Source organism: Chromohalobacter sp., from assembly GCF_039830575.1.
Classification (GTDB): Bacteria; Pseudomonadota; Gammaproteobacteria; order Pseudomonadales; family Halomonadaceae; genus Chromohalobacter; species Chromohalobacter israelensis.
The window spans coordinates 1-16560 of sequence record NZ_JBDOOX010000013.1 but is presented as its reverse complement, the minus strand read 5'-3'; the positions used below and the strand labels follow the sequence as shown (position 1 = coordinate 16560).

The following is a 16560-nucleotide window of genomic DNA, read 5'->3' as shown; positions in this document are numbered from 1 at the left end:
ACGCCCAGCGATTGCGCGGACTTCTCCCTGCGCGAACTGATGGAGTGGCGCGAACGCGCGCGCAAGCGTAGCGGCGCCGATAGTGACGGAGCCGGCCATGGCGCGCGATCTCAAGCTTCAGGTCATCCTCGACGCCGCTGACAAGGCCACGGCGCCGCTGAAGAAGATCACCCGAGGCAGCAGCAAGACCGCAGACGCCCTGCGTGCGAGCAAGGAGGAGCTACGCAAGCTCGAGCGCCAGCAGCGTGACCTGGGCTCGTTTCGCAAGCTCAAGGAAGCCACGCGCGAGAACGGCGAGGCCCTGGCCGCCGCGCAGGAACGACTGCGCAACATGCGCGGCGAGCTCAAGCGCACCGACGCCCCCACCGAGAAGTTCCAGCGCCAATTCAAGCAGGCCAGCGACGAGGTCGAGCGACTGAGCGGCAAGCTCGGCGATCAACGCCGCCGCCTGGGCGAATTGCGCACCGGGCTGCGCCAAGGCGGCGTCAGCACCGACAACCTGGGCCGCAGCGAGGATCAGTTGGCCGAGCGCATACGCGAGGCCAACACCCAGTTCGATGCCCAGAAGCGCAAGATGGGCCAGCTCGCCGAGGCGCAGCGCAAAGCCAAGCGCGCCAACGACCAGTTTCACCGTGGTATCGGTCGCGCCAATGCCATGCGCGGTGCGGGCATGACCGGGCTGGCCACCGGTGGCTCCGCACTCTATGGCGCTGGCCAGCTACTGGCACCGGGCGTCGAGTACGGCCAACAGATGAGCGCCGTCCAAGCCGTCGGGCGCTTCACTGCGGACGACGAACGGTTCCAGGCACTGAAACGACAATCCCGCGACCTGGGCTCGAGCACCCAGTTCAGCGCCAGTGAAGTCGGCTCCGGGCAAGAGTTCCTGTTGCGTGCCGGCATGAGCGCCGAGGCCATTCGCTCCTCGATGAAAGACGTGCTCAACCTCGCCGTCGCCAACAATACCGAGCTCGGCCGCACCGCCGACATCGCCTCGAATATCGCCGGCACCTTCAAGATCGACCTGGAGAAGGAAGGCGCCATGGGCCACGTTGCCGACGTGCTCTCGGCCACGGCCAGCCGCGCGAATGTCGATCTGGCGAAGCTCGGCGAAACGGTGAAGTATCTCGGCGGCGCCGAGGATCTGGATTTCACCCTCGAGCAGGCCAGCGCCATGGCCGGCCTACTGGGCAACATCGGCATTCAGGGCAGCCAGGCCGGTACCACGCTGCGCGGCATGATGAATCGCCTCACCGACCCCACCAAGGAAGCCGCCGGCGTCATCGATCGGCTCGGCGTGAAGGTGGCCAACGCCGATGGCGAGATGCGCGCCATGCCCGAGATCCTGCGTGACATCAACGACGCCACCAAGGATCTCGGCAACGCCGACCGCAAACAGGCCCTGCAGCAGATCTTCGGGGCCGAGGCAGGCTCGGGCATGGCCGAGCTGGTCAGCCAGATGAGCACCGGCAAGCTGGATGGTTTGATCGAAAAGCTCCGGGTGGCCAACGGCGAAAACGACCGCATGGCCGCCACGATGAAGGACAACATCGGCGGCGATCTCAAGAGCCTGCAGTCCGCCTGGGAAGAGGTCGGGATCTCGATCACCGACACCAACAAGGGGCCGTTGCGCGAGCTCATCCAGAACGTCACCGCGATCACCCGCTGGGTCGGCGACTGGATCAAACAGAACCCGGAATTGGCCGGCGGCATCGCCAAGGCCGCCGCCGGTCTCGCCGCCCTGGTCGCGGTGGGCGGCGCATTCACGATCATGCTGGCTTCGCTACTCGGCCCGATCGTCACCGTCCGCTACGGTCTCGCCATGCTGGGCATACAGACCGGCGGCCTCGGCGGCAGGATCTATGCCTTCACCAGCAAGATTCTCCCCGCGCTGGGCCGAGGCATTTTGATGGTCGGCCGCACGCTTGCCATTGCCGGGCGCCTGCTGCTGACCAACCCCATCGGCCTGGCCATCACCGCCCTCGCCGGCGCGGCCTACCTCATCTACAAGAACTGGGAGCCGATCAGCCAGTTCTTCAAGGACCGCTGGGCCGACGTCAAAGCCGCCTTCAGCCAAGGCACCGGTGCCGTGCTTCAGCTGCTGCTCAACTGGAACCCCATCGGCTTGCTCTATCGCGGCATCACCGCTGGGCTTTCCAAGCTCGGCGTCGAGGTGCCGGGCAAGTTCACGTCGCTCGGCAGCGCAATCGTCGACGGCCTGATCGGCGGCCTGACGGGCAAGCTCGCCGCGCTGAAAGACAAAGTCGTCGGCATGGCCAGCGACGTGAAAGGCTGGTTCGCTGACGTGCTCGACATCAACTCCCCGAGCCGCGTCTTCGCTCAGTTGGGTGGCCACACCGTGGACGGCCTGAACGTCGGGCTCGATGCCCAGCGCGACGAGCCCGCCCGGCGTGTGGCCGAGATCGCCAAGCGCGTGCAACAAGCCGGCGCGGGGCTGGCCCTGGGCGCCGCGACACTCCCCGCCGCCGCCATGCCCAGCGTGGCCCAGCAAGCGCCGATTCAGTTCGATACCCGGCCACCGCTGAGCCAGTCTGCCCCGCGCGAGTCAGGCGGCCTCACCATGGGCGACATCAACATCGAGGTGAATGCCGCTCCCGGCATGGACGAACGCCAGCTCGCCCAGTACGTCGCCCAGGAAGTCCAGCGCGCCCTGGAAGACGCCCAGCGCGAGCAAGCCGCCCGCCGCCGCTCATCCCTGCACGATATCGATTAATTGCTGGCCGCGTTGTCGATATCAACAGACTGGAATATTGCCCATGCGAGATTGACCGCTATGCAAAAGACTGAAACAAACATCATTAGCAGTGGTAAAAAAACAGCGGTTTGCCTAGAAAACTCGGCATCAGACATATTGATATCAACAGGAATCAACGTTATCAGCTGTGAAGAAACGGCCAAGACAAGTGAAAAGCTAGCCGCAAGAGCGATAGGGTAATTTTTTACATTCTTTATCTTAAGGTACCCCAACATTGCAAGAGCCACTCCTATATAAGTAGAAGCATCAAAACTTTTCACCATAGTCAAGAACTCCTCATAAGAAGGATGAAAATTTAAAGATAGAAAATGTATAACCAACATGAAAACAACGCACCCATACATAAACTGCAAGACCAAAGCACATAAAAGATGAGCTTTTGGCGTCATATGCTTATTCTTTTTTTTGTCATGATAGGTCTTAATAACAGTTAGCAGGTGTTTCATGCTCATGATCCTTGGAATGTTCGTATTCGAAGTCGGTAGCGTCCCCTACCAGCAGCTCAAGCGCGCCACCGAATGGCGGCACGCTAGCCAATCGCGCGTCGGGGATCGACCTGCGTACCAGTTTATCGGCCAAGGGAGCGATACCATTACCCTCAGCGGCACCTTGCTGCCCGAATTCACCGGCGGCCGGCTGGATCTGGACGAGATTCGCGATATGGCCGACAAGGGCCAGGCGTGGCCGCTGGTCGAGGGCACGGGCCGGCAGTACGGCCTGTGGGTGATCACCAAGGTCGATGAAACCTCGAGCGCGTTTTTCCGTGATGGCGCCGCGGCCAAGATCGAGTTCACGATGACGCTCGAGCACGTCGACGATCAACGCACCGACCTGATGGGCGACCTGACCACCTCCACCCTCGCGCGACTCGCGGGGGCCTTCGCATGAATGACAACGTCGAGCGCCGCTACCGGCGCCCCAGCTATCGCATCACGCTCGATGAGCAAGACATTACGCCCAGGATCAACGGCCGCTTGATCCGCCTGCGCCTGCGCTCACAACGCGGCCTCGAGGCCGACCAATTAGACCTGACCCTCGCCGACCACGATGGCGCGCTCGCGCTACCGAGGCGCGGCGTGTCCCTGCGCGTCGCCTACGGCTGGCAGGATGAAGGCCTGATCGACAAGGGGTTGTTCACCGTGGACGAAGTCCAGCACAGCGGCACGCCGGACCAGATCACCATCCGCGCGCGCAGCGCCGACATGCGCGGCCGCCTGCCGGGCAAGCGCAGTCGCAGCTGGCACGACATCACCGTCGGCGAGATCATCGACACCATCGCCAAGCGCCACACGCTCGAGCCGGTGGTCGGCGACACCGTCCGCGGCATCCGCATCGGCCACATCGACCAGACCGAAGAGAGCGACCTGAACTTCCTCACCCGCCTGGGCGAACGCTTCGATGCCGTGGCCACCGTCAAAGCCGCCCGGCTGCTGTTCACCCAGGCCGGCGAAGCCCTGACGGCCAGCGGCCTGGCCATGCCGGCCGTCACCCTCACCCGACGCGATGGCGATCGGCACCGCTACAGCGCCACCGATCGCGACACTTATACCGGCGTCATCGCCTACTGGAACGACAAGGCAAACGCCAAGCGCCAGCGTGTCATCGCCGGCAGTGACGAAGATGCCAAGGAATTGCGCCCCACCTACGCCAGCCAGGCTGACGCCCTGGACGCCGCCAAAGCCGAATGGCGGCGCGCGCAACGCGGCGAAGCCACCTTCGACATCACCCTTGCCGAAGGACGCGCCGACATCCACCCCGAGTCGCCACTCACGGCCATCGGCTTCAAGCCGGACATCGACGCCACGCTCTGGCTGGTCACGAAAGTGGAAGACTCACTCGATGACGATGGGTTTGGCACCCGGGTGCAGTGTGAGGTGAAGGGGGCCGCGGCTGAGACATAGCACCAAGTTCGAAAGCTCCCCCTATTGATCTTTCCAGAGGTCGCCCCGAGCTATAGCTATTGCGCCACACACCTGTCGGCTTCCACGTAGGCCTCGTCAGACTGTGAGCGTTCTCATGAGCCACTTCACACATAGGGAGAAGCCGATGGAGCCTTGTATACAGTGCTACGAAGAGGGGGAGATCCCCTGTCCCAAATGTCATGGGGGCAATGGCGAAGTGACATGCCCGGAATGCCAGGGAGCTGGAAACGTCTATGATCCTGAAGCAGGAAAGGGAAGAAGCTGCACATTCTGTGATGGCGATGGGACGGTAGGCCCTGAAAACTGCGATCAATGCGGTGGTGATGGAAGCATCGAATGCAGGGCTTGTAATGGCTCAGGTGGAATCGAAGAAGGGGCATGCACGGAGTGCGGAGGTTTAAAGGTCCTGGCTTGCGGAAATTGCGACGGAAACGGTAACGCCGAATGCAGCAAATGCAATGGTGATGGTGAAGATCCATTTTGCACTGAATGCGATGAGGACGGTCGCACCTCATGCAAAGAGTGTGAAGGCTCTGGCGAAGTCGAATGCCCACATTGTAATAAAGCCGCCTAAATATGATCCCCGGCTATTTCTAGCCGGGGTCTTACTTCTCAAACCCTGTACCGCCTTGCCTGGCTTACCACCACGCCCCGTAGATCGGAGCGCCTGGCCCATAGCGATTCCTTGGGGCCGACGGTCGGCATCAGGCGCAGGCGCCCGCCGATGCGATGGCTCTTGAAGAGCCGCTGCTCACCTTCCAGGTCTACTACCACCAGATCCGCGTGCCCGACTGGGCGCTGCTCATCCACCACCAGTACGTCCCCCTCGATGAGAGGCCCCTCGATGCCGCCCTCGTCCCCGATCTCTACCAGATAGCAGCTCGGCGGAAACTGTGACGCGTCATAGCCTCGCATCGCTGGATGATCGAGCCCCGCCACAAGCGGTCCCACGTAGTGCACACGCATGCTGACTCCCTGCGCCGTTGAAGGTGGCTAACGCGGCTTGCTCATTACATAAGCATTTGCCGTCTTCTCGGTGCTTAGCTTAATACTGTATAAATACACAGCACAAGTGAAACACAAGGAGGAGCTCATGCACGCGACATACATCGGCGCCCAAGATCTCGCCGACAAGGCTACGCTTCAATCGGACCTGTTCGACGCGCCGCAAAGCCAGGAGGAAGCGCAAGAGTGAGGCGCTGATAAACGTAGTCGACAAGCTCAACCGTGAGATGGGGCGCGACACCGTCCGCCTGGGGGGACAGCGCAAAGACGCCGCATGGCAACTGCGCCGCGGCCACCTCACGTAGCGCTATACGACGAAGTGGGGAGAGTTGCCGAGGGTAAGGGCAAAGTGACACAAATGTTCGGCACCACACTGTGCTGAGATATGCCCCCAAGCTCCCATGAAAATCACAGGCCAAGGATAGCTTGGGGGAAGGTCTCCAGTGAACGAACCGACCAAGAATATCTAATATAGATTAATATTTTCACGCAGGCGCTGTGAAACAACCATGCTTTTCAATTACAGGTGGAGGCAGCATCGGCTTTATCATTCTTAACTTTCCTTTATAACTTAAGGGCTTCATAGAGGCATATGCATCTAAGCCACAAGATTTAACTTTTCTGTCGAAAACCTCTTGAGAAACCCCTTTCCCTTTCATCCCAAACGGGTCACAAACTAACCACAGCGCGAGATCGGCAAGATCAAAATCTCTCATAAAAATCTCCGGAAAGTCTTCCGAAAAAAATCTTTCAACAACTGTCAAAAACTTTTCATGTATCTCAGCCCTACTCAGCCTACCGACTTTTTTCGTAGACTTTAATTCAATAACATACACCCTGTAACTATCTCCATCATGGGTTACCACCACATTATCTACAGACTTAGGAGGCCTAGCCATGACACGTGTTGAATAGTAATCATCAGGCTTTAATATCACGGCGCACTCTGAATCAATATCTCCATTAGAATCCAGCAATGTTCTGCCCACCTCAACCTCAATACCTTCTTCTTCTACAGTATTGGCGACAATTCCATTTAAAACATGATGACTATAGATATCATCAATCATTTGAATTTTCCATTTTAGAAAACAGATCAAGCTTTTCTTCTAGCAAAGCCTCACCAGCATCAACAAAATTTTGATCATCAATGCCCAAGCGATCAATTCCCTGAGGCTCTCCGACACCACCATAGCCAGTCATCGAGAATAGATCGCACTTCACTTGATCCGTATCCAGTCCTCCGGAAATAACTATATTACTAAGCTTATTGAAAACATAATTACTATGCGATGTCATAACAACCACCACCCCTGCCTTCGCCAATTCAGAATAAAGCTTGGTCATTTTTATCTGGTTTCTAGGATGTAGGTGAGCCTCTGGCTCCTCGATAATAATAACTTGCCTAAGGGGAGGCCTGTTTTTTTGCGATCTGAACCGGCGACTGAAAAAGTTTGTAGGCGGATTAGAAAGAATGTGACGGATATATGCGACAATAGGCGCCACTTCTGAGACCATCGATGAAGTGACAGACAAATCAAGCTTCAAATCTGTATTCACCGGCTTATAATATATCCTCTTGTCAGACTCATCAAATTCAATATCTCCCTTCAAGACCTCTTTTTCAATAGCAGCAGCTATACCCTCCATGCTTTTATTTTTAGCCTCATTTGAGACAACAATATTGGACAACTTGATAAAGTAATCACTCAGCTGCTGAGATATCCCTGGGAGCTCTACTTTTTGAGTAAGCATTGATCTACTTTGAGAAAGTTGAGCAATAATTTGCCCAAATGCAGATAAGGCCTGATACAGTCCTGATCGTGATGCAGGTAGATAATGCACCGCTGATATTTTTCTACCAACATCGCCAAAGAATTTCAAAAGCTGCTTGGCACATGCTTGATTTACCTCTGAATAAATATCAGAGCTCCGGACAGCTTTGTTAAGATACACTACATATTTCTCCCCTTGGTATCTGGGGGTTCTGTTTGTTTTTACAGGTCTAACAATCACTCTTTTAGCATAGGAAACCTTTTCTACTTCAAAGCCATCAATATCACCAGAAAGAACAATAAAGAAATCACCTGAAGAAATGGTTATCCTTGATCTTCCACCGCTAAACTGATTGCTAATTGAGCTTATCTCACTGTATGTTGCTTTAACATTTTCAGAAAAAACTTGTGCGAAGGACTCATCAAATACTACCTTTGCCACAAACTCAAAATACGATTGGACATCATAATCCTCTTTAGGCCTTGTGTTTAACTCAGGCTTATCTTTCATAGCCTCAGACTCAGCGTCACCCCAAAAAAGCCCACTAAAATAGTGCATAAAAGAGGGGTTATGAGAAACACTATCCATTGCCTTTAAAACCGAGTAAAAGGCAGAAAGCGCATAAGATTTACCAACATTGTTCTCACCGACAATTAGATGAAAGTCAACATCAGTATCGAATTCAAACCTTGATACTGGCCCAAAATCTTCAATTGTTATCTTCACAAGTGCTCACCTCTTTATAAAAGCCATTTCTTTTCAATAAAAAATATTTTTTTGACATCTAGTGAACTCACCTTTCCTCAATAGTCGCATAAACTATGGCATACTCAACAATACACATCTTTTCTTGCGCGTTTTGACAACTTAAAAGAACCTACTCGCAGCCCAGCCACGGACATTATATCCTTTGTCGCTGCTCTGCGTATTACGAGACCAGCGTCCGCTTCAAGATCAAACTTCGCGTCTTCACTAAAACCAATGAACAGAACCTCCATTCCAAAGCGGTCCCAAAGGGCTCATCAACAAAGTCGTCAGGATCCATCATTGACATCAGAAACTCTTCGCCCTCCAGGTGCTCCACTACACGATCACGACGAAATGTACGGGCTGCTCGCCTGCTATTACAGCCCCCGATGTAGACGCCATCATCCAGTTCGATACCTCTCGAGTCGATATGTTTCCATTGGCGCCTTCATAGATAAAACGCAGGCGGACCTCAGATGAAAGAAGTGATGAGCCAGGGTGGCAGAGGGATTGTATTGATGAAAAAGAGGCATAGGGGTCGGTATCTTTGCTTTGAATCTGCTGAAGGGTCGCCCCCTTTCGCCTATTTGCATCCGCCTCAGCCCAGCCCGCCTAGCACTTGGTTTGGCGTGTGTTGAATGCCAGAACGGCACCGACCAACCCCCAGAAAATAAGGGCTTCCATGGCTGTCTCCCTTGCGTCTGCGTTGTTTTGCCCTTTCCAGGCACCTTCTTATATTTATCGGCTATCATCATTCGCCGTAATGCAGTTTTGTACCTATGCAGTAATACAGTTATGCAGTTATGCAGTTATGCAGTTATGCAGTTATAGGATTCGCCCAATCCTGACCCGGCACCGCCCCAAGATCTCCACGTCCTGCATCTCGTCGGGCTTGATCATCTCTTTTTCGTAAGCTTGGTTGTCGCTGATCAGTAGCCAGGCCCCACCCGCTACGCGTTGCACGCGCTTGATGCGGTATTCCTCCCCCACGCGAAGCAAGAACACGCCGTCCGGCGTGCGCTGGCTGCAGTCGACGATCACCCGGTCGCCGTCCTGGAGCGTGCTGCCCATGGAGTCGCCGCGGACCTTGGCGCCGATCAGGTGCGCGGGATCGAGCCCTTCGGCGGATAGTGCCCGGGTCTCGAAATAGAGGGTGCTTTCGATGTTCTCGTGCTCGATGAGGCGCCCTGCGCCGGCGGCGGCCTCGATGTCATACATCGGTACGGGGGAGTAGCCATCATGAGAACCATTTGGTTCCCACCCAGACTGCGCCATTGCAGGGCTCACGCTGCGTTGGCCCGTGAGCAGATACTGAGTATCCACGCCAATTGAGGCAGCAGCTGTAAGGTAATCAGCTTTCGGAAGCCGTTGATTTGACTCATAAAGCATCTGGCTTTTCTTGGTAACGCCAACCAACTCACCAAATGCCGTCTGGGTATAACCCAAGCGGTCTCTTTCTTCCCTCAAGCGATCGCCTATATCGACCATTCGGTATCATACCCCTTGACATGGTAACCATACGGTTCCATTCTCTGTATGCAGTCTTTCACAGGCCCACCCGGCAACGTCACTGCCATGACGTCCCGGGTGCCCGGGTCCCCGGGTAGCACGGCACCGGCCTCGCCGTTGGCGTGCATTGTCTTACAGTCCATTAGAGAGAGTAACACATGAATATGCCCACGCCCTCTACCTCCATGCGCTCGCCACGGGGCTGCAATCGCCCGCTGATGGCCCACGTCACCCCCGAGGAACGCGCCACCATCGATGCCCTGGCCAAGCGGGATGAACGCTCGGTTTCCGCCACGGCGCGCCTGCTGATTCTGCGTGGGCTCGAGCGCGACGCGGCCGGGAATCCGTCCTGACGACTTGACCATCCAGAGCTGCCGAAGATGAAGCGACCGGTCTTGCTGGCGATGGCTTTGGCCCTGGTCTGGATGAACGGCAAGGCAATTCTCCATTTGTTTCATCTGTGCCGCGCTTCACGTATTTCGACGCCCCGCGCGGCCCACAAGCCAAACCCGAAAAAAGGACGTTCGTGATGTATTCATCCAATCGCGGCAACAAGAGCAAACGCGTTCAGGTCAACCTGAGCGAGGCCGAGTTCGCGCTATTGGAGGCCTTGGCCAATTTGAACGGCCTGCCCATGGCGACGTTGCTCCACTACATGGTGATGAACGAGGCGCTCGATTCCCTCGGGGTCAGCAACATCCATGAGTTCGATGCCATCAGTGTGACGCCCTTTACCGCCGAAGCGAAGCTTCATTAATGCGTCATTGATGAGTCATCGACGACTCACGAGGTCCGACATGCCCCACGACAAAAGCGTCAGTTTTGAAGTCAGCCCCAGCATGGAACGGGTGCTGGAAGGGGTCCGGCAACAACAGGGGTTGGACACCCTCGATCAGGCGGCGGAATACCTCACCCGGCACCGCATCCGAAACGCCGCCAGGAACACCGCCGGACCACGTGCGCTGTATCCAGTGAAAGGAGGAAAGCGATGACGATGCGCTGGGATTGCCCCCATTGCCACGGCCCTTGCCGGGTGCGCACCTCCAAGCAACTGCACTCGGATTACCGCGTGGCCTACCTGCAGTGCCAGGAGCCGATGTGCGGCTGGTGCGGCAAGGGGGAATACATCGTCACCGAGACGACCAGCCCTAGCGGTATGCCAAACCCGGATTATCACGGCGAGTTGGCCGAACACGTGCCCTACCGCCTATTGCCACCGAGCGACATGTTCCGCGAGACATCGCGCTAACCCGGAGCGACACCATGACCACGATGACCGTACCCGCCGGCCGCGCAGCCGGCCGGGCCCCTCAACTCGACCTTAAAAACGCTGCCTCGGCCTATTTGTTGCGCCATTGCCAAGGCCTTTCACGGCCGGACGCCATCGAGGCGTGCGCCGTGGAGTTGATGACACGCCACGACATCAGCGAGGCAACCGCCGAGCTTCAGGCCCTTCAGGCCCATGCCGAGCTGGAAACGCTGCATCAGGCCGCCTGGGTGGATGTCGATGCCACGACCTCGAGCGTGGTGGTGATGCGCACATCCGGCGGCAAGCCGGTGGCGTTCACGGTGAACGACCTGCTCGCCATGCGGGAACACGCCCTGGAACAGGGCACATTGCGCTGCACGGCGGCGCGCCCACGCCAGTAACCCTTTCACCGCCGGAGGTCATGCCATGGCACAACTCGTATCGCACACCGCGCCCAGCCCCGTCGAACCGGACGGCCGTGCCGGTTGGGGCGCGCTCCGCGCGGAACTGCACGACCGCTGCGAGGACCGCGACCTCGCCGAACTGTGGGCCGAGATGGAAACCGCCGAACGCCGGGCGGTACTGGCTAGCGCCCGGGGCGACGCTGGCGACGCGCGCCGCGCCATCGAGTCGATGCCCCAGGCGAGCCGCGATGCCATTCGCAGCGCCATTCACCGCATGAGCGGCTATGGCCAGCGCCTGCGGGACCGTCTCGAAGGCAACCGGCCGCACCCGAGCCGCGAGCTTGCCGCCCACGCCCGGGCGGCATTGGCCGAGGGCAACACACGCGCCGCGCTGCATTGGCTGGCATTGATCGAGCGAGGTGTCGCGTGATGAGTGAACGGATCATGACCGATATGTACCAGGGCCTCGAGGCACTGGAATGCGAGGCGAAGCGTCTCGACAGCAACGGCCAGGCCGAATTCGCCCATGCGTTGAGGCGCAAGGCGCATCAGATGTGCGGTGCCCTGGTGACCATCGACGCCATCCTGCAGGACGCCGCCGAGGCAAGCAGCTCCGTCGAGCGGGAGGCCGAGTGATGGCCCGCGCCCGCCGGCAACGCAGCCCGCGCGAGATCGTCAACGACTACGGCACGGCCGAGTGCCGTGTCTGGCGCGACAAGCTGTTCGAACGCTTTGCCCTGCTCGCCGACGATCTGGCCCGCGCGTATGTACTGCACGCCCAGGCCGAGGACTACCGTGCGGCCAACGATTGGTTACGCCGCACCGTGGCGCCGCTGCTCGCCGGGCCGTGGAACACCACGCACGACGACGATGCGTTGATCGAGCATGCCAAGGTGCAGGCGCGCGTGGTGGAGACGATGGTGTCCTCGCTTTCCCAGCAGGCCCACAAGCGCGGCGACGCGGATATCGAGGCATTGCGCGAGGCCCTGCCCCGCGCCCAGGCGCGCGTCCTTCAGCATGAACTGAACCTGCCGGACGACGACTTGCCGTTGAGCGCGCAGTTGGCGCGCATGAGCTGCCCGAACTGGTGGCGGCGGCAGCTGCGCCGCCTGTCGGGCCGACGTATCGAGCAGGTCATGCGCGAGTGCGGCCGCGTCCACCGCCGCGCAGGCATCTATTGCTCCGATCTCAACCTGAGCCGCCGGCGCTCCCAGCAGTATCGCAACCAGGCATTGCTGGAGGCCGTCGAGGCGATCAACCAGCACGACGAGCGCTACACGCTGGCCGAGCTCTCGGAGCTGGGGCTGGCCAACCCGGAAAACCGCCGGGCGGAGCTGATGTTGCGCATTCGCGAGACGGAGGAAGAGGCCCGGGAACGCGGCGACGTGGGCATGTTCTTCACGCTGACCTGCCCTTCGCGCTTCCACCCCGTCGTCGCCAAGCGCTGCGTGCGCAACCGCCGCTATAACGGCGCGACGCCGCGGGAGGCCCAGGCGTACCTCAACGCCCTGTGGGCACGCGCGCGGGCCAAGCTCGCCCGCGAGGACATCGGCCTTTACGGCGTGCGCGTGGTGGAGCCCCACCACGACGGCACCCCGCACTGGCACATGCTCGTATGGATGCACCCGGACGACGTTCCGCGCGTGACCGAGATCCTCCGCGACAAGGCCCTGGAGGACACCCCCGACGAACCGGGCGCCGAGGAGTACCGCTTCGATGCCGAGCGCATCGACTACAGCAAGGGAACGGCGACCGGCTACATCGCGAAGTACATCAGCAAGTCGATCAACGGCGAACAGTTCGTGGACGCCGACCTTTACGGCAAGGACATGACCCAAAGCGCGCCCCGCATCGAGGCGTGGGCGGCCGTGTGGGGCATTCGCCAGTTTCAATTCCTTGGCCTGCCGAGCGTGACCGTCTGGCGCGAGACACGTCGGCTCAACGAGGAACGTCAGGCGGAGGTCGCCCAGTGGGAGGCCGCCACGCACCCGCCGCGCCAGGCCGCCGAGCTGATGGCGAGCCTGCGCGCGGCCTGCAACGCCGGCAGTTGGCGGCGCTTTTTGCAGCTCATGGGCGGGCCGCTCACGCCACGCAAGCTGCAACCCGTTCGCCCCTGGCGCGAGGACAAGCTGATCGAGCCGGGGAGCGATCCCCTCAACCGGGCCACCGGCGAGGAAAGCGTGTTCGCCCGGGGCCGTTACGGCGAATCGCTCAAGACGATGTTCGGTTTGATGGTGATGGGCACCGCCGGCTATCTGACGCGCTACTACCGCTGGCGCGTGGCTCCCAAGGGCGACCGGGCCACCCCCGGAGGCGGCGAAGCCGCCGACGCTTGGACTTGTGTGAATAACTGTACGGGGCCCGATTTCACGCCCCGCGAGCCGGATCCCGAGACGCTCGCCGCGCAGCGCAACCGCTACCACGAGTGGATCACCAGCCCCGAAATGCGCGCCGAGCAGGAAGCCGCCGCCGAGGAGGCCGAAATGGCCCGCGCGGCGCCGCTGAATCTCGGCATTCCCCGAACGCCACCGCAACCGGCACCGGATGAGTTCTTTCCGGCCGGACTTTGATAAGGAGACCTTCATGACACATCGCATGACCACCCAGGCGGCCCAGCCGCTGGGCACCTTGCAAGACGCCGGCGAACTGGCCGTGCTCACGCCCAACGAAGAGCCCATTCGTCATCGCTACGCCATGGTCGTGGCATTCAGCAGCGAGGAAGAGTTGCGGCGCGCCGTTCAGGAACACCGGTGCGCCTACCGCGATGGCCACACCGTGCAAACGCTGAACGCGGAGGATGTCGCCCATGGCCGATAACGCCGATCGCGCAGGCGAGCTGCTCGAGCAGCGCATGGCCCATGCCCTCACCGGCTACCGCCTGCCGGAAAGCAACGACGATCCGTATTGCGAGGAATGCGGCGAGGAGATCCCCGCCGCCCGCCGTGAAGCCGCGCCCTGGGCGGCGACCTGCATCGAGTGCCAAGGCCTGCGTGAACAAAGGGGGCGGCATGTTCGTTGAGACGTCAGGGCGATCCCAGGCCGATCAGGAACCTGGCTCCCAGGTTCAACACATCCCCAACCGCTTTACGGGCAGCATCCTTGCCGCCCTGCTGGGTCGCGGTAACAAGCTGCTCGCCCAGGGTGTCCACGTCATCCAGGTTGGAAGGCTTCACCTTGAGGACCTCAAGCCCCTTGGGCGTCAGCACGCAGTTCCTGACGATATGGCCATGCCCATCCTGGGGGTCGGCCGACAGGTATCCCGCCATGCGCAACCATTCAGCGGTGGCGATGAAAAAGCGCGTCTCTTCGGACGGCACGTCCGCTTGAACGGCCTCGTTATATTCCGTGGGATTGTTCACGAACTCCGCTGGCAGAAGGTTTTTCGGAACGGGGAAGGAACGATAAAGCGTGGCCAGAATCTCGCCGGTCAGTTCGTCGAAGCGTTCGATATTGCTGCGCTCGGACATGGAGGCTCCTGCTAATGAATGAAACGAGTCAAGACAAGGATCGGGAAACGATCAAATACGTTATCGGCATGCAGGTCCGCAACCATATGGATACCTATCATGGCGAGAAAACGTGGCAGCGGATCATTGAGCAGATGCCCCCGGAGGTAGTCGCTCGGGAACTATCCATTGCTCTGACTGGGCTGGCATCCGAGCGCCAATGCGGCTGCAGGAGATGTGGCCATGGTCGCTGATGCAAATCATGCCCAAGCCGCCGGGGTCCTCTGCCGCGATCCCGCGTTCCGGCTATACCTGGACCGCCGCGCCCGCGCCAAGTTCGGCGCGGACGTGCCGGACGGTACCCACACCGAGCAGGATGCCTGCGACTGGGTCCGGAAAGCATGCGGCATTCAAAGCCGCGCGGAATTAGGCACCAACAAGCAAGCCGGCGCGACGTTCCGACTGATTCAGAACCGGTTCCACCGATGGAGAGCGAGGAGTCAAGCATGAACACCTACTTCGGACTGCTTGCCGAATTCAACGGCCGTGCCGAACTCCCTTTGGAGGAAGTGGCACCCCGTTACTTTGGGATCAGCGCGAAGACGGCAAGCGCTCGCGCGCTTGCCCAAGGCTTGCCGGTGCCTGCCTATCGTGCGCTCGATTCGCAGAAATCCCCTTGGCTGGTAAGCGCAACGGATCTGGCCGAGCACCTCGATAAGCGTCGAGCGGAAGCATGTAAGTTATGGCAGCACGTAAATCATTGATGAGACATGCCCATAGGCTGCGTTAGGCTACCCCTTTCGTAGCCCTATGGATTCAAGCATGAAGAACGTCGCCGCCGGTCTCATCATCCGAGATGATAGTATTCTTATTGCCCGACGCGCTTCGGGACAGAGCCTTGCCGGTTACTGGGAGTTCCCAGGTGGTAAGCAAGAAGCCGGCGAGACAATTAAAGAGTGTCTCGAGCGAGAGCTACGTGAGGAGCTCTCGCTTTCTTGTACCGTCAAAGAAGTCTTCATGGAAAGCCGATATGACTACGACGGAGGATCTATCAATCTCGTTGGTATCATCGTCCAAGCTGATGCCCAGCCACTCAAGCTGACGGTGCATGATAAGGTTGAGTGGGTCCCGATAGAGGATCTGATGAACTTCGAGCTCGCACCCGCTGACATTCCCATCGCAAAGGCTCTGATCGAATCTCATGAATAGCATCGAGACACTTAAGCCCGGCACTGTTCTGGACAACTCCCAGCTCTGCGAGCTCTTCAGATGCAGCCCACAAGGAGGGATGCGTCGATCACGACGCACCAATACTTTGGTGATCGTCACAAACCACGTGGAGTCGATATACGACGATCGGTGGGAAGGAAATGTCATCCACTACACCGGTATGGGGCAATCGGGAGAGATGGATCTCAACTTCGCGCAGAACAGGACCCTCAATGAGAGCCCTGGGAACGGTGTTGCCGTCCATCTCTTCGAAGTCTTCAAGAAACGCGAGTACACCTACATTGGCGAGGTCGAGAGGATCGGGCCGGCATACCAAGCTGAGCAGCCCGATTCCAACGGTGAAATGCGGCTCGCCTGGCTATTTCCTCTACATGTAGGGTCCCGGATGATAGGATCGCCTATAGAAGTTATCCTCTGCTAGCAGCGAGAGAGCTTCTTCAGCAATTCATCCGGGAGCAAGTTCATGGACATCAAGCTGCATAAACAAGCGACCACGACA

The 16560-nt window shown here is 58.9% G+C and carries 23 protein-coding genes; 17 read left to right on the top strand and 6 right to left on the bottom strand.

Annotated elements, in window-relative coordinates; genetic code table 11:
• Nucleotides 1-97 precede the first annotated feature (97 nt).
• A complete protein-coding gene (locus ABGX75_RS12540) occupies nucleotides 98-2731 on the top strand; it encodes a phage tail tape measure protein (RefSeq protein WP_347410550.1) in 2634 nt (877 codons plus the stop codon).
• Here ABGX75_RS12540 and ABGX75_RS12535 read toward each other — a convergent pair.
• Nucleotides 2728-3219: a hypothetical protein gene (locus tag ABGX75_RS12535; protein WP_347410551.1), complete on the bottom strand. Its 492-nt coding sequence runs from the start codon at nucleotides 3217-3219 to the stop codon at nucleotides 2728-2730. The two genes, ABGX75_RS12540 and ABGX75_RS12535, sit on opposite strands and share 4 nt — an antisense overlap.
• 16 nt (nucleotides 3220-3235) lie before the next feature.
• Here ABGX75_RS12535 and ABGX75_RS12530 point away from each other — a divergent pair, with 16 nt between their 5' ends.
• Nucleotides 3236-3661, top strand: coding sequence for a phage tail protein (locus tag ABGX75_RS12530; RefSeq protein WP_347410552.1), 426 nt, complete (start codon nucleotides 3236-3238; stop codon nucleotides 3659-3661).
• Nucleotides 3658-4674, top strand: coding sequence for a contractile injection system protein, VgrG/Pvc8 family (locus ABGX75_RS12525; RefSeq protein ID WP_347410553.1), 1017 nt, complete (start codon nucleotides 3658-3660; stop codon nucleotides 4672-4674). The genes ABGX75_RS12530 and ABGX75_RS12525 overlap by 4 nt, the downstream gene beginning before the upstream one ends.
• A gap of 633 nt (nucleotides 4675-5307) precedes the next feature.
• Here ABGX75_RS12525 and ABGX75_RS12520 read toward each other — a convergent pair.
• The 4 genes from ABGX75_RS12520 to ABGX75_RS12505 form a co-directional block, all read right to left on the bottom strand.
• Nucleotides 5308-5661 carry a hypothetical protein gene (locus ABGX75_RS12520; RefSeq protein WP_347410554.1) on the bottom strand — a complete coding sequence of 118 codons (354 nt, stop codon included), beginning with the start codon at nucleotides 5659-5661 and terminating at the stop codon, nucleotides 5308-5310.
• 524 nt (nucleotides 5662-6185) lie between these two features.
• Nucleotides 6186-6770, bottom strand: a complete 585-nt coding sequence (locus ABGX75_RS12515; protein ID WP_347410555.1) for a hypothetical protein — start codon at nucleotides 6768-6770, stop codon at nucleotides 6186-6188.
• A complete protein-coding gene (locus ABGX75_RS12510) occupies nucleotides 6763-8202 on the bottom strand; it encodes an AAA family ATPase (RefSeq protein WP_347410556.1) in 1440 nt (479 codons plus the stop codon). The genes ABGX75_RS12515 and ABGX75_RS12510 overlap by 8 nt, the downstream gene beginning before the upstream one ends.
• Nucleotides 8203-9048: 846 nt before the next feature.
• The gene (locus tag ABGX75_RS12505; RefSeq protein ID WP_347410557.1) at nucleotides 9049-9669 is read right to left on the bottom strand and encodes a S24 family peptidase; all 621 of its coding nucleotides are present in this window, start codon (nucleotides 9667-9669) and stop codon (nucleotides 9049-9051) included.
• Between the two features lie 221 nt (nucleotides 9670-9890).
• Here ABGX75_RS12505 and ABGX75_RS12500 point away from each other — a divergent pair, with 221 nt between their 5' ends.
• From ABGX75_RS12500 to ABGX75_RS12455, 10 genes are all read left to right on the top strand, one after another.
• Nucleotides 9891-10085: a hypothetical protein gene (locus tag ABGX75_RS12500; protein WP_347410558.1), complete on the top strand. Its 195-nt coding sequence runs from the start codon at nucleotides 9891-9893 to the stop codon at nucleotides 10083-10085.
• Between the two features lie 176 nt (nucleotides 10086-10261).
• Nucleotides 10262-10489, top strand: a complete 228-nt coding sequence (locus ABGX75_RS12495) for a hypothetical protein (protein WP_179152229.1) — start codon at nucleotides 10262-10264, stop codon at nucleotides 10487-10489.
• A 40-nt stretch (nucleotides 10490-10529) separates the two neighbouring features.
• The gene (locus ABGX75_RS12490) at nucleotides 10530-10724 is read left to right on the top strand and encodes a hypothetical protein (protein WP_179152049.1); all 195 of its coding nucleotides are present in this window, start codon (nucleotides 10530-10532) and stop codon (nucleotides 10722-10724) included.
• The gene (locus ABGX75_RS12485; RefSeq protein WP_179152230.1) at nucleotides 10721-10981 is read left to right on the top strand and encodes an ogr/Delta-like zinc finger family protein; all 261 of its coding nucleotides are present in this window, start codon (nucleotides 10721-10723) and stop codon (nucleotides 10979-10981) included. The genes ABGX75_RS12490 and ABGX75_RS12485 overlap by 4 nt, the downstream gene beginning before the upstream one ends.
• A 14-nt stretch (nucleotides 10982-10995) precedes the next feature.
• Nucleotides 10996-11382: a hypothetical protein gene (locus ABGX75_RS12480; RefSeq protein ID WP_179152231.1), complete on the top strand. Its 387-nt coding sequence runs from the start codon at nucleotides 10996-10998 to the stop codon at nucleotides 11380-11382.
• 25 nt (nucleotides 11383-11407) lie between these two features.
• Nucleotides 11408-11815: a hypothetical protein gene (locus ABGX75_RS12475; RefSeq protein ID WP_179152232.1), complete on the top strand. Its 408-nt coding sequence runs from the start codon at nucleotides 11408-11410 to the stop codon at nucleotides 11813-11815.
• On the top strand, nucleotides 11815-12021 hold the full coding sequence (locus tag ABGX75_RS12470; protein WP_179152233.1) for a hypothetical protein: 207 nt from the start codon (nucleotides 11815-11817) through the stop codon (nucleotides 12019-12021). Before ABGX75_RS12475 ends, ABGX75_RS12470 begins: the two co-directional genes overlap by 1 nt.
• The gene (locus ABGX75_RS12465; RefSeq protein WP_347410559.1) at nucleotides 12021-13955 is read left to right on the top strand and encodes a replication endonuclease; all 1935 of its coding nucleotides are present in this window, start codon (nucleotides 12021-12023) and stop codon (nucleotides 13953-13955) included. The genes ABGX75_RS12470 and ABGX75_RS12465 overlap by 1 nt, the downstream gene beginning before the upstream one ends.
• Before the next feature lie 13 nt (nucleotides 13956-13968).
• Nucleotides 13969-14202: a hypothetical protein gene (locus tag ABGX75_RS12460; RefSeq protein ID WP_347410560.1), complete on the top strand. Its 234-nt coding sequence runs from the start codon at nucleotides 13969-13971 to the stop codon at nucleotides 14200-14202.
• Nucleotides 14192-14404: a TraR/DksA C4-type zinc finger protein gene (locus ABGX75_RS12455; RefSeq protein WP_347410561.1), complete on the top strand. Its 213-nt coding sequence runs from the start codon at nucleotides 14192-14194 to the stop codon at nucleotides 14402-14404. The genes ABGX75_RS12460 and ABGX75_RS12455 overlap by 11 nt, the downstream gene beginning before the upstream one ends.
• 4 nt (nucleotides 14405-14408) lie before the next feature.
• Here ABGX75_RS12455 and ABGX75_RS12450 read toward each other — a convergent pair whose 3' ends face one another.
• Nucleotides 14409-14852, bottom strand: a complete 444-nt coding sequence (locus ABGX75_RS12450) for a hypothetical protein (protein WP_347410562.1) — start codon at nucleotides 14850-14852, stop codon at nucleotides 14409-14411.
• A gap of 222 nt (nucleotides 14853-15074) precedes the next feature.
• On the opposite strand from ABGX75_RS12450, the gene ABGX75_RS12445 reads away from it, so the two are divergent.
• The 4 genes from ABGX75_RS12445 to ABGX75_RS12430 are packed head-to-tail and all read left to right on the top strand — an operon-like array spanning nucleotide 15075 to nucleotide 16482.
• Nucleotides 15075-15341 (top strand): hypothetical protein, encoded by a 267-nt coding sequence (locus tag ABGX75_RS12445; protein ID WP_347410563.1) that lies wholly within the window; start codon nucleotides 15075-15077, stop codon nucleotides 15339-15341.
• Complete coding sequence (locus tag ABGX75_RS12440; RefSeq protein WP_179152239.1) at nucleotides 15338-15595, top strand: pyocin activator PrtN family protein; 258 nt, start codon at nucleotides 15338-15340, stop codon at nucleotides 15593-15595. Before ABGX75_RS12445 ends, ABGX75_RS12440 begins: the two co-directional genes overlap by 4 nt.
• 58 nt (nucleotides 15596-15653) lie before the next feature.
• Nucleotides 15654-16040: an NUDIX domain-containing protein gene (locus tag ABGX75_RS12435; RefSeq protein ID WP_347410564.1), complete on the top strand. Its 387-nt coding sequence runs from the start codon at nucleotides 15654-15656 to the stop codon at nucleotides 16038-16040.
• Nucleotides 16033-16482: a hypothetical protein gene (locus ABGX75_RS12430; protein ID WP_347410565.1), complete on the top strand. Its 450-nt coding sequence runs from the start codon at nucleotides 16033-16035 to the stop codon at nucleotides 16480-16482. Before ABGX75_RS12435 ends, ABGX75_RS12430 begins: the two co-directional genes overlap by 8 nt.
• The last annotated feature ends 78 nt before the right edge of the window (nucleotides 16483-16560 follow it).

What these genes read in the sequence shown, in the direction of transcription:
- ABGX75_RS12445 (WP_347410563.1), top strand. Translation starts at nt 15,075, where the DNA reads ATGGTCGCTGATGCAAATCATGCCCAAGCCGCCGGGGTCCTCTGCCGC.
- ABGX75_RS12535 (WP_347410551.1), bottom strand. Translation starts at nt 3,219, where the DNA reads ATGAAACACCTGCTAACTGTTATTAAGACCTATCATGACAAAAAAAAG.
- ABGX75_RS12540 (WP_347410550.1), top strand. Translation starts at nt 98, where the DNA reads ATGGCGCGCGATCTCAAGCTTCAGGTCATCCTCGACGCCGCTGACAAG.
- ABGX75_RS12450 (WP_347410562.1), bottom strand. Translation starts at nt 14,852, where the DNA reads ATGTCCGAGCGCAGCAATATCGAACGCTTCGACGAACTGACCGGCGAG.
- ABGX75_RS12470 (WP_179152233.1), top strand. Translation starts at nt 11,815, where the DNA reads ATGAGTGAACGGATCATGACCGATATGTACCAGGGCCTCGAGGCACTG.
- ABGX75_RS12485 (WP_179152230.1), top strand. Translation starts at nt 10,721, where the DNA reads ATGACGATGCGCTGGGATTGCCCCCATTGCCACGGCCCTTGCCGGGTG.
- ABGX75_RS12500 (WP_347410558.1), top strand. Translation starts at nt 9,891, where the DNA reads ATGAATATGCCCACGCCCTCTACCTCCATGCGCTCGCCACGGGGCTGC.
- ABGX75_RS12480 (WP_179152231.1), top strand. Translation starts at nt 10,996, where the DNA reads ATGACCACGATGACCGTACCCGCCGGCCGCGCAGCCGGCCGGGCCCCT.
- ABGX75_RS12520 (WP_347410554.1), bottom strand. Translation starts at nt 5,661, where the DNA reads ATGCGTGTGCACTACGTGGGACCGCTTGTGGCGGGGCTCGATCATCCA.
- ABGX75_RS12515 (WP_347410555.1), bottom strand. Translation starts at nt 6,770, where the DNA reads ATGATTGATGATATCTATAGTCATCATGTTTTAAATGGAATTGTCGCC.
- ABGX75_RS12475 (WP_179152232.1), top strand. Translation starts at nt 11,408, where the DNA reads ATGGCACAACTCGTATCGCACACCGCGCCCAGCCCCGTCGAACCGGAC.
- ABGX75_RS12525 (WP_347410553.1), top strand. Translation starts at nt 3,658, where the DNA reads ATGAATGACAACGTCGAGCGCCGCTACCGGCGCCCCAGCTATCGCATC.
- ABGX75_RS12455 (WP_347410561.1), top strand. Translation starts at nt 14,192, where the DNA reads ATGGCCGATAACGCCGATCGCGCAGGCGAGCTGCTCGAGCAGCGCATG.
- ABGX75_RS12435 (WP_347410564.1), top strand. Translation starts at nt 15,654, where the DNA reads ATGAAGAACGTCGCCGCCGGTCTCATCATCCGAGATGATAGTATTCTT.
- ABGX75_RS12465 (WP_347410559.1), top strand. Translation starts at nt 12,021, where the DNA reads ATGGCCCGCGCCCGCCGGCAACGCAGCCCGCGCGAGATCGTCAACGAC.
- ABGX75_RS12460 (WP_347410560.1), top strand. Translation starts at nt 13,969, where the DNA reads ATGACACATCGCATGACCACCCAGGCGGCCCAGCCGCTGGGCACCTTG.
- ABGX75_RS12430 (WP_347410565.1), top strand. Translation starts at nt 16,033, where the DNA reads ATGAATAGCATCGAGACACTTAAGCCCGGCACTGTTCTGGACAACTCC.
- ABGX75_RS12440 (WP_179152239.1), top strand. Translation starts at nt 15,338, where the DNA reads ATGAACACCTACTTCGGACTGCTTGCCGAATTCAACGGCCGTGCCGAA.
- ABGX75_RS12490 (WP_179152049.1), top strand. Translation starts at nt 10,530, where the DNA reads ATGCCCCACGACAAAAGCGTCAGTTTTGAAGTCAGCCCCAGCATGGAA.
- ABGX75_RS12530 (WP_347410552.1), top strand. Translation starts at nt 3,236, where the DNA reads ATGTTCGTATTCGAAGTCGGTAGCGTCCCCTACCAGCAGCTCAAGCGC.
- ABGX75_RS12495 (WP_179152229.1), top strand. Translation starts at nt 10,262, where the DNA reads ATGTATTCATCCAATCGCGGCAACAAGAGCAAACGCGTTCAGGTCAAC.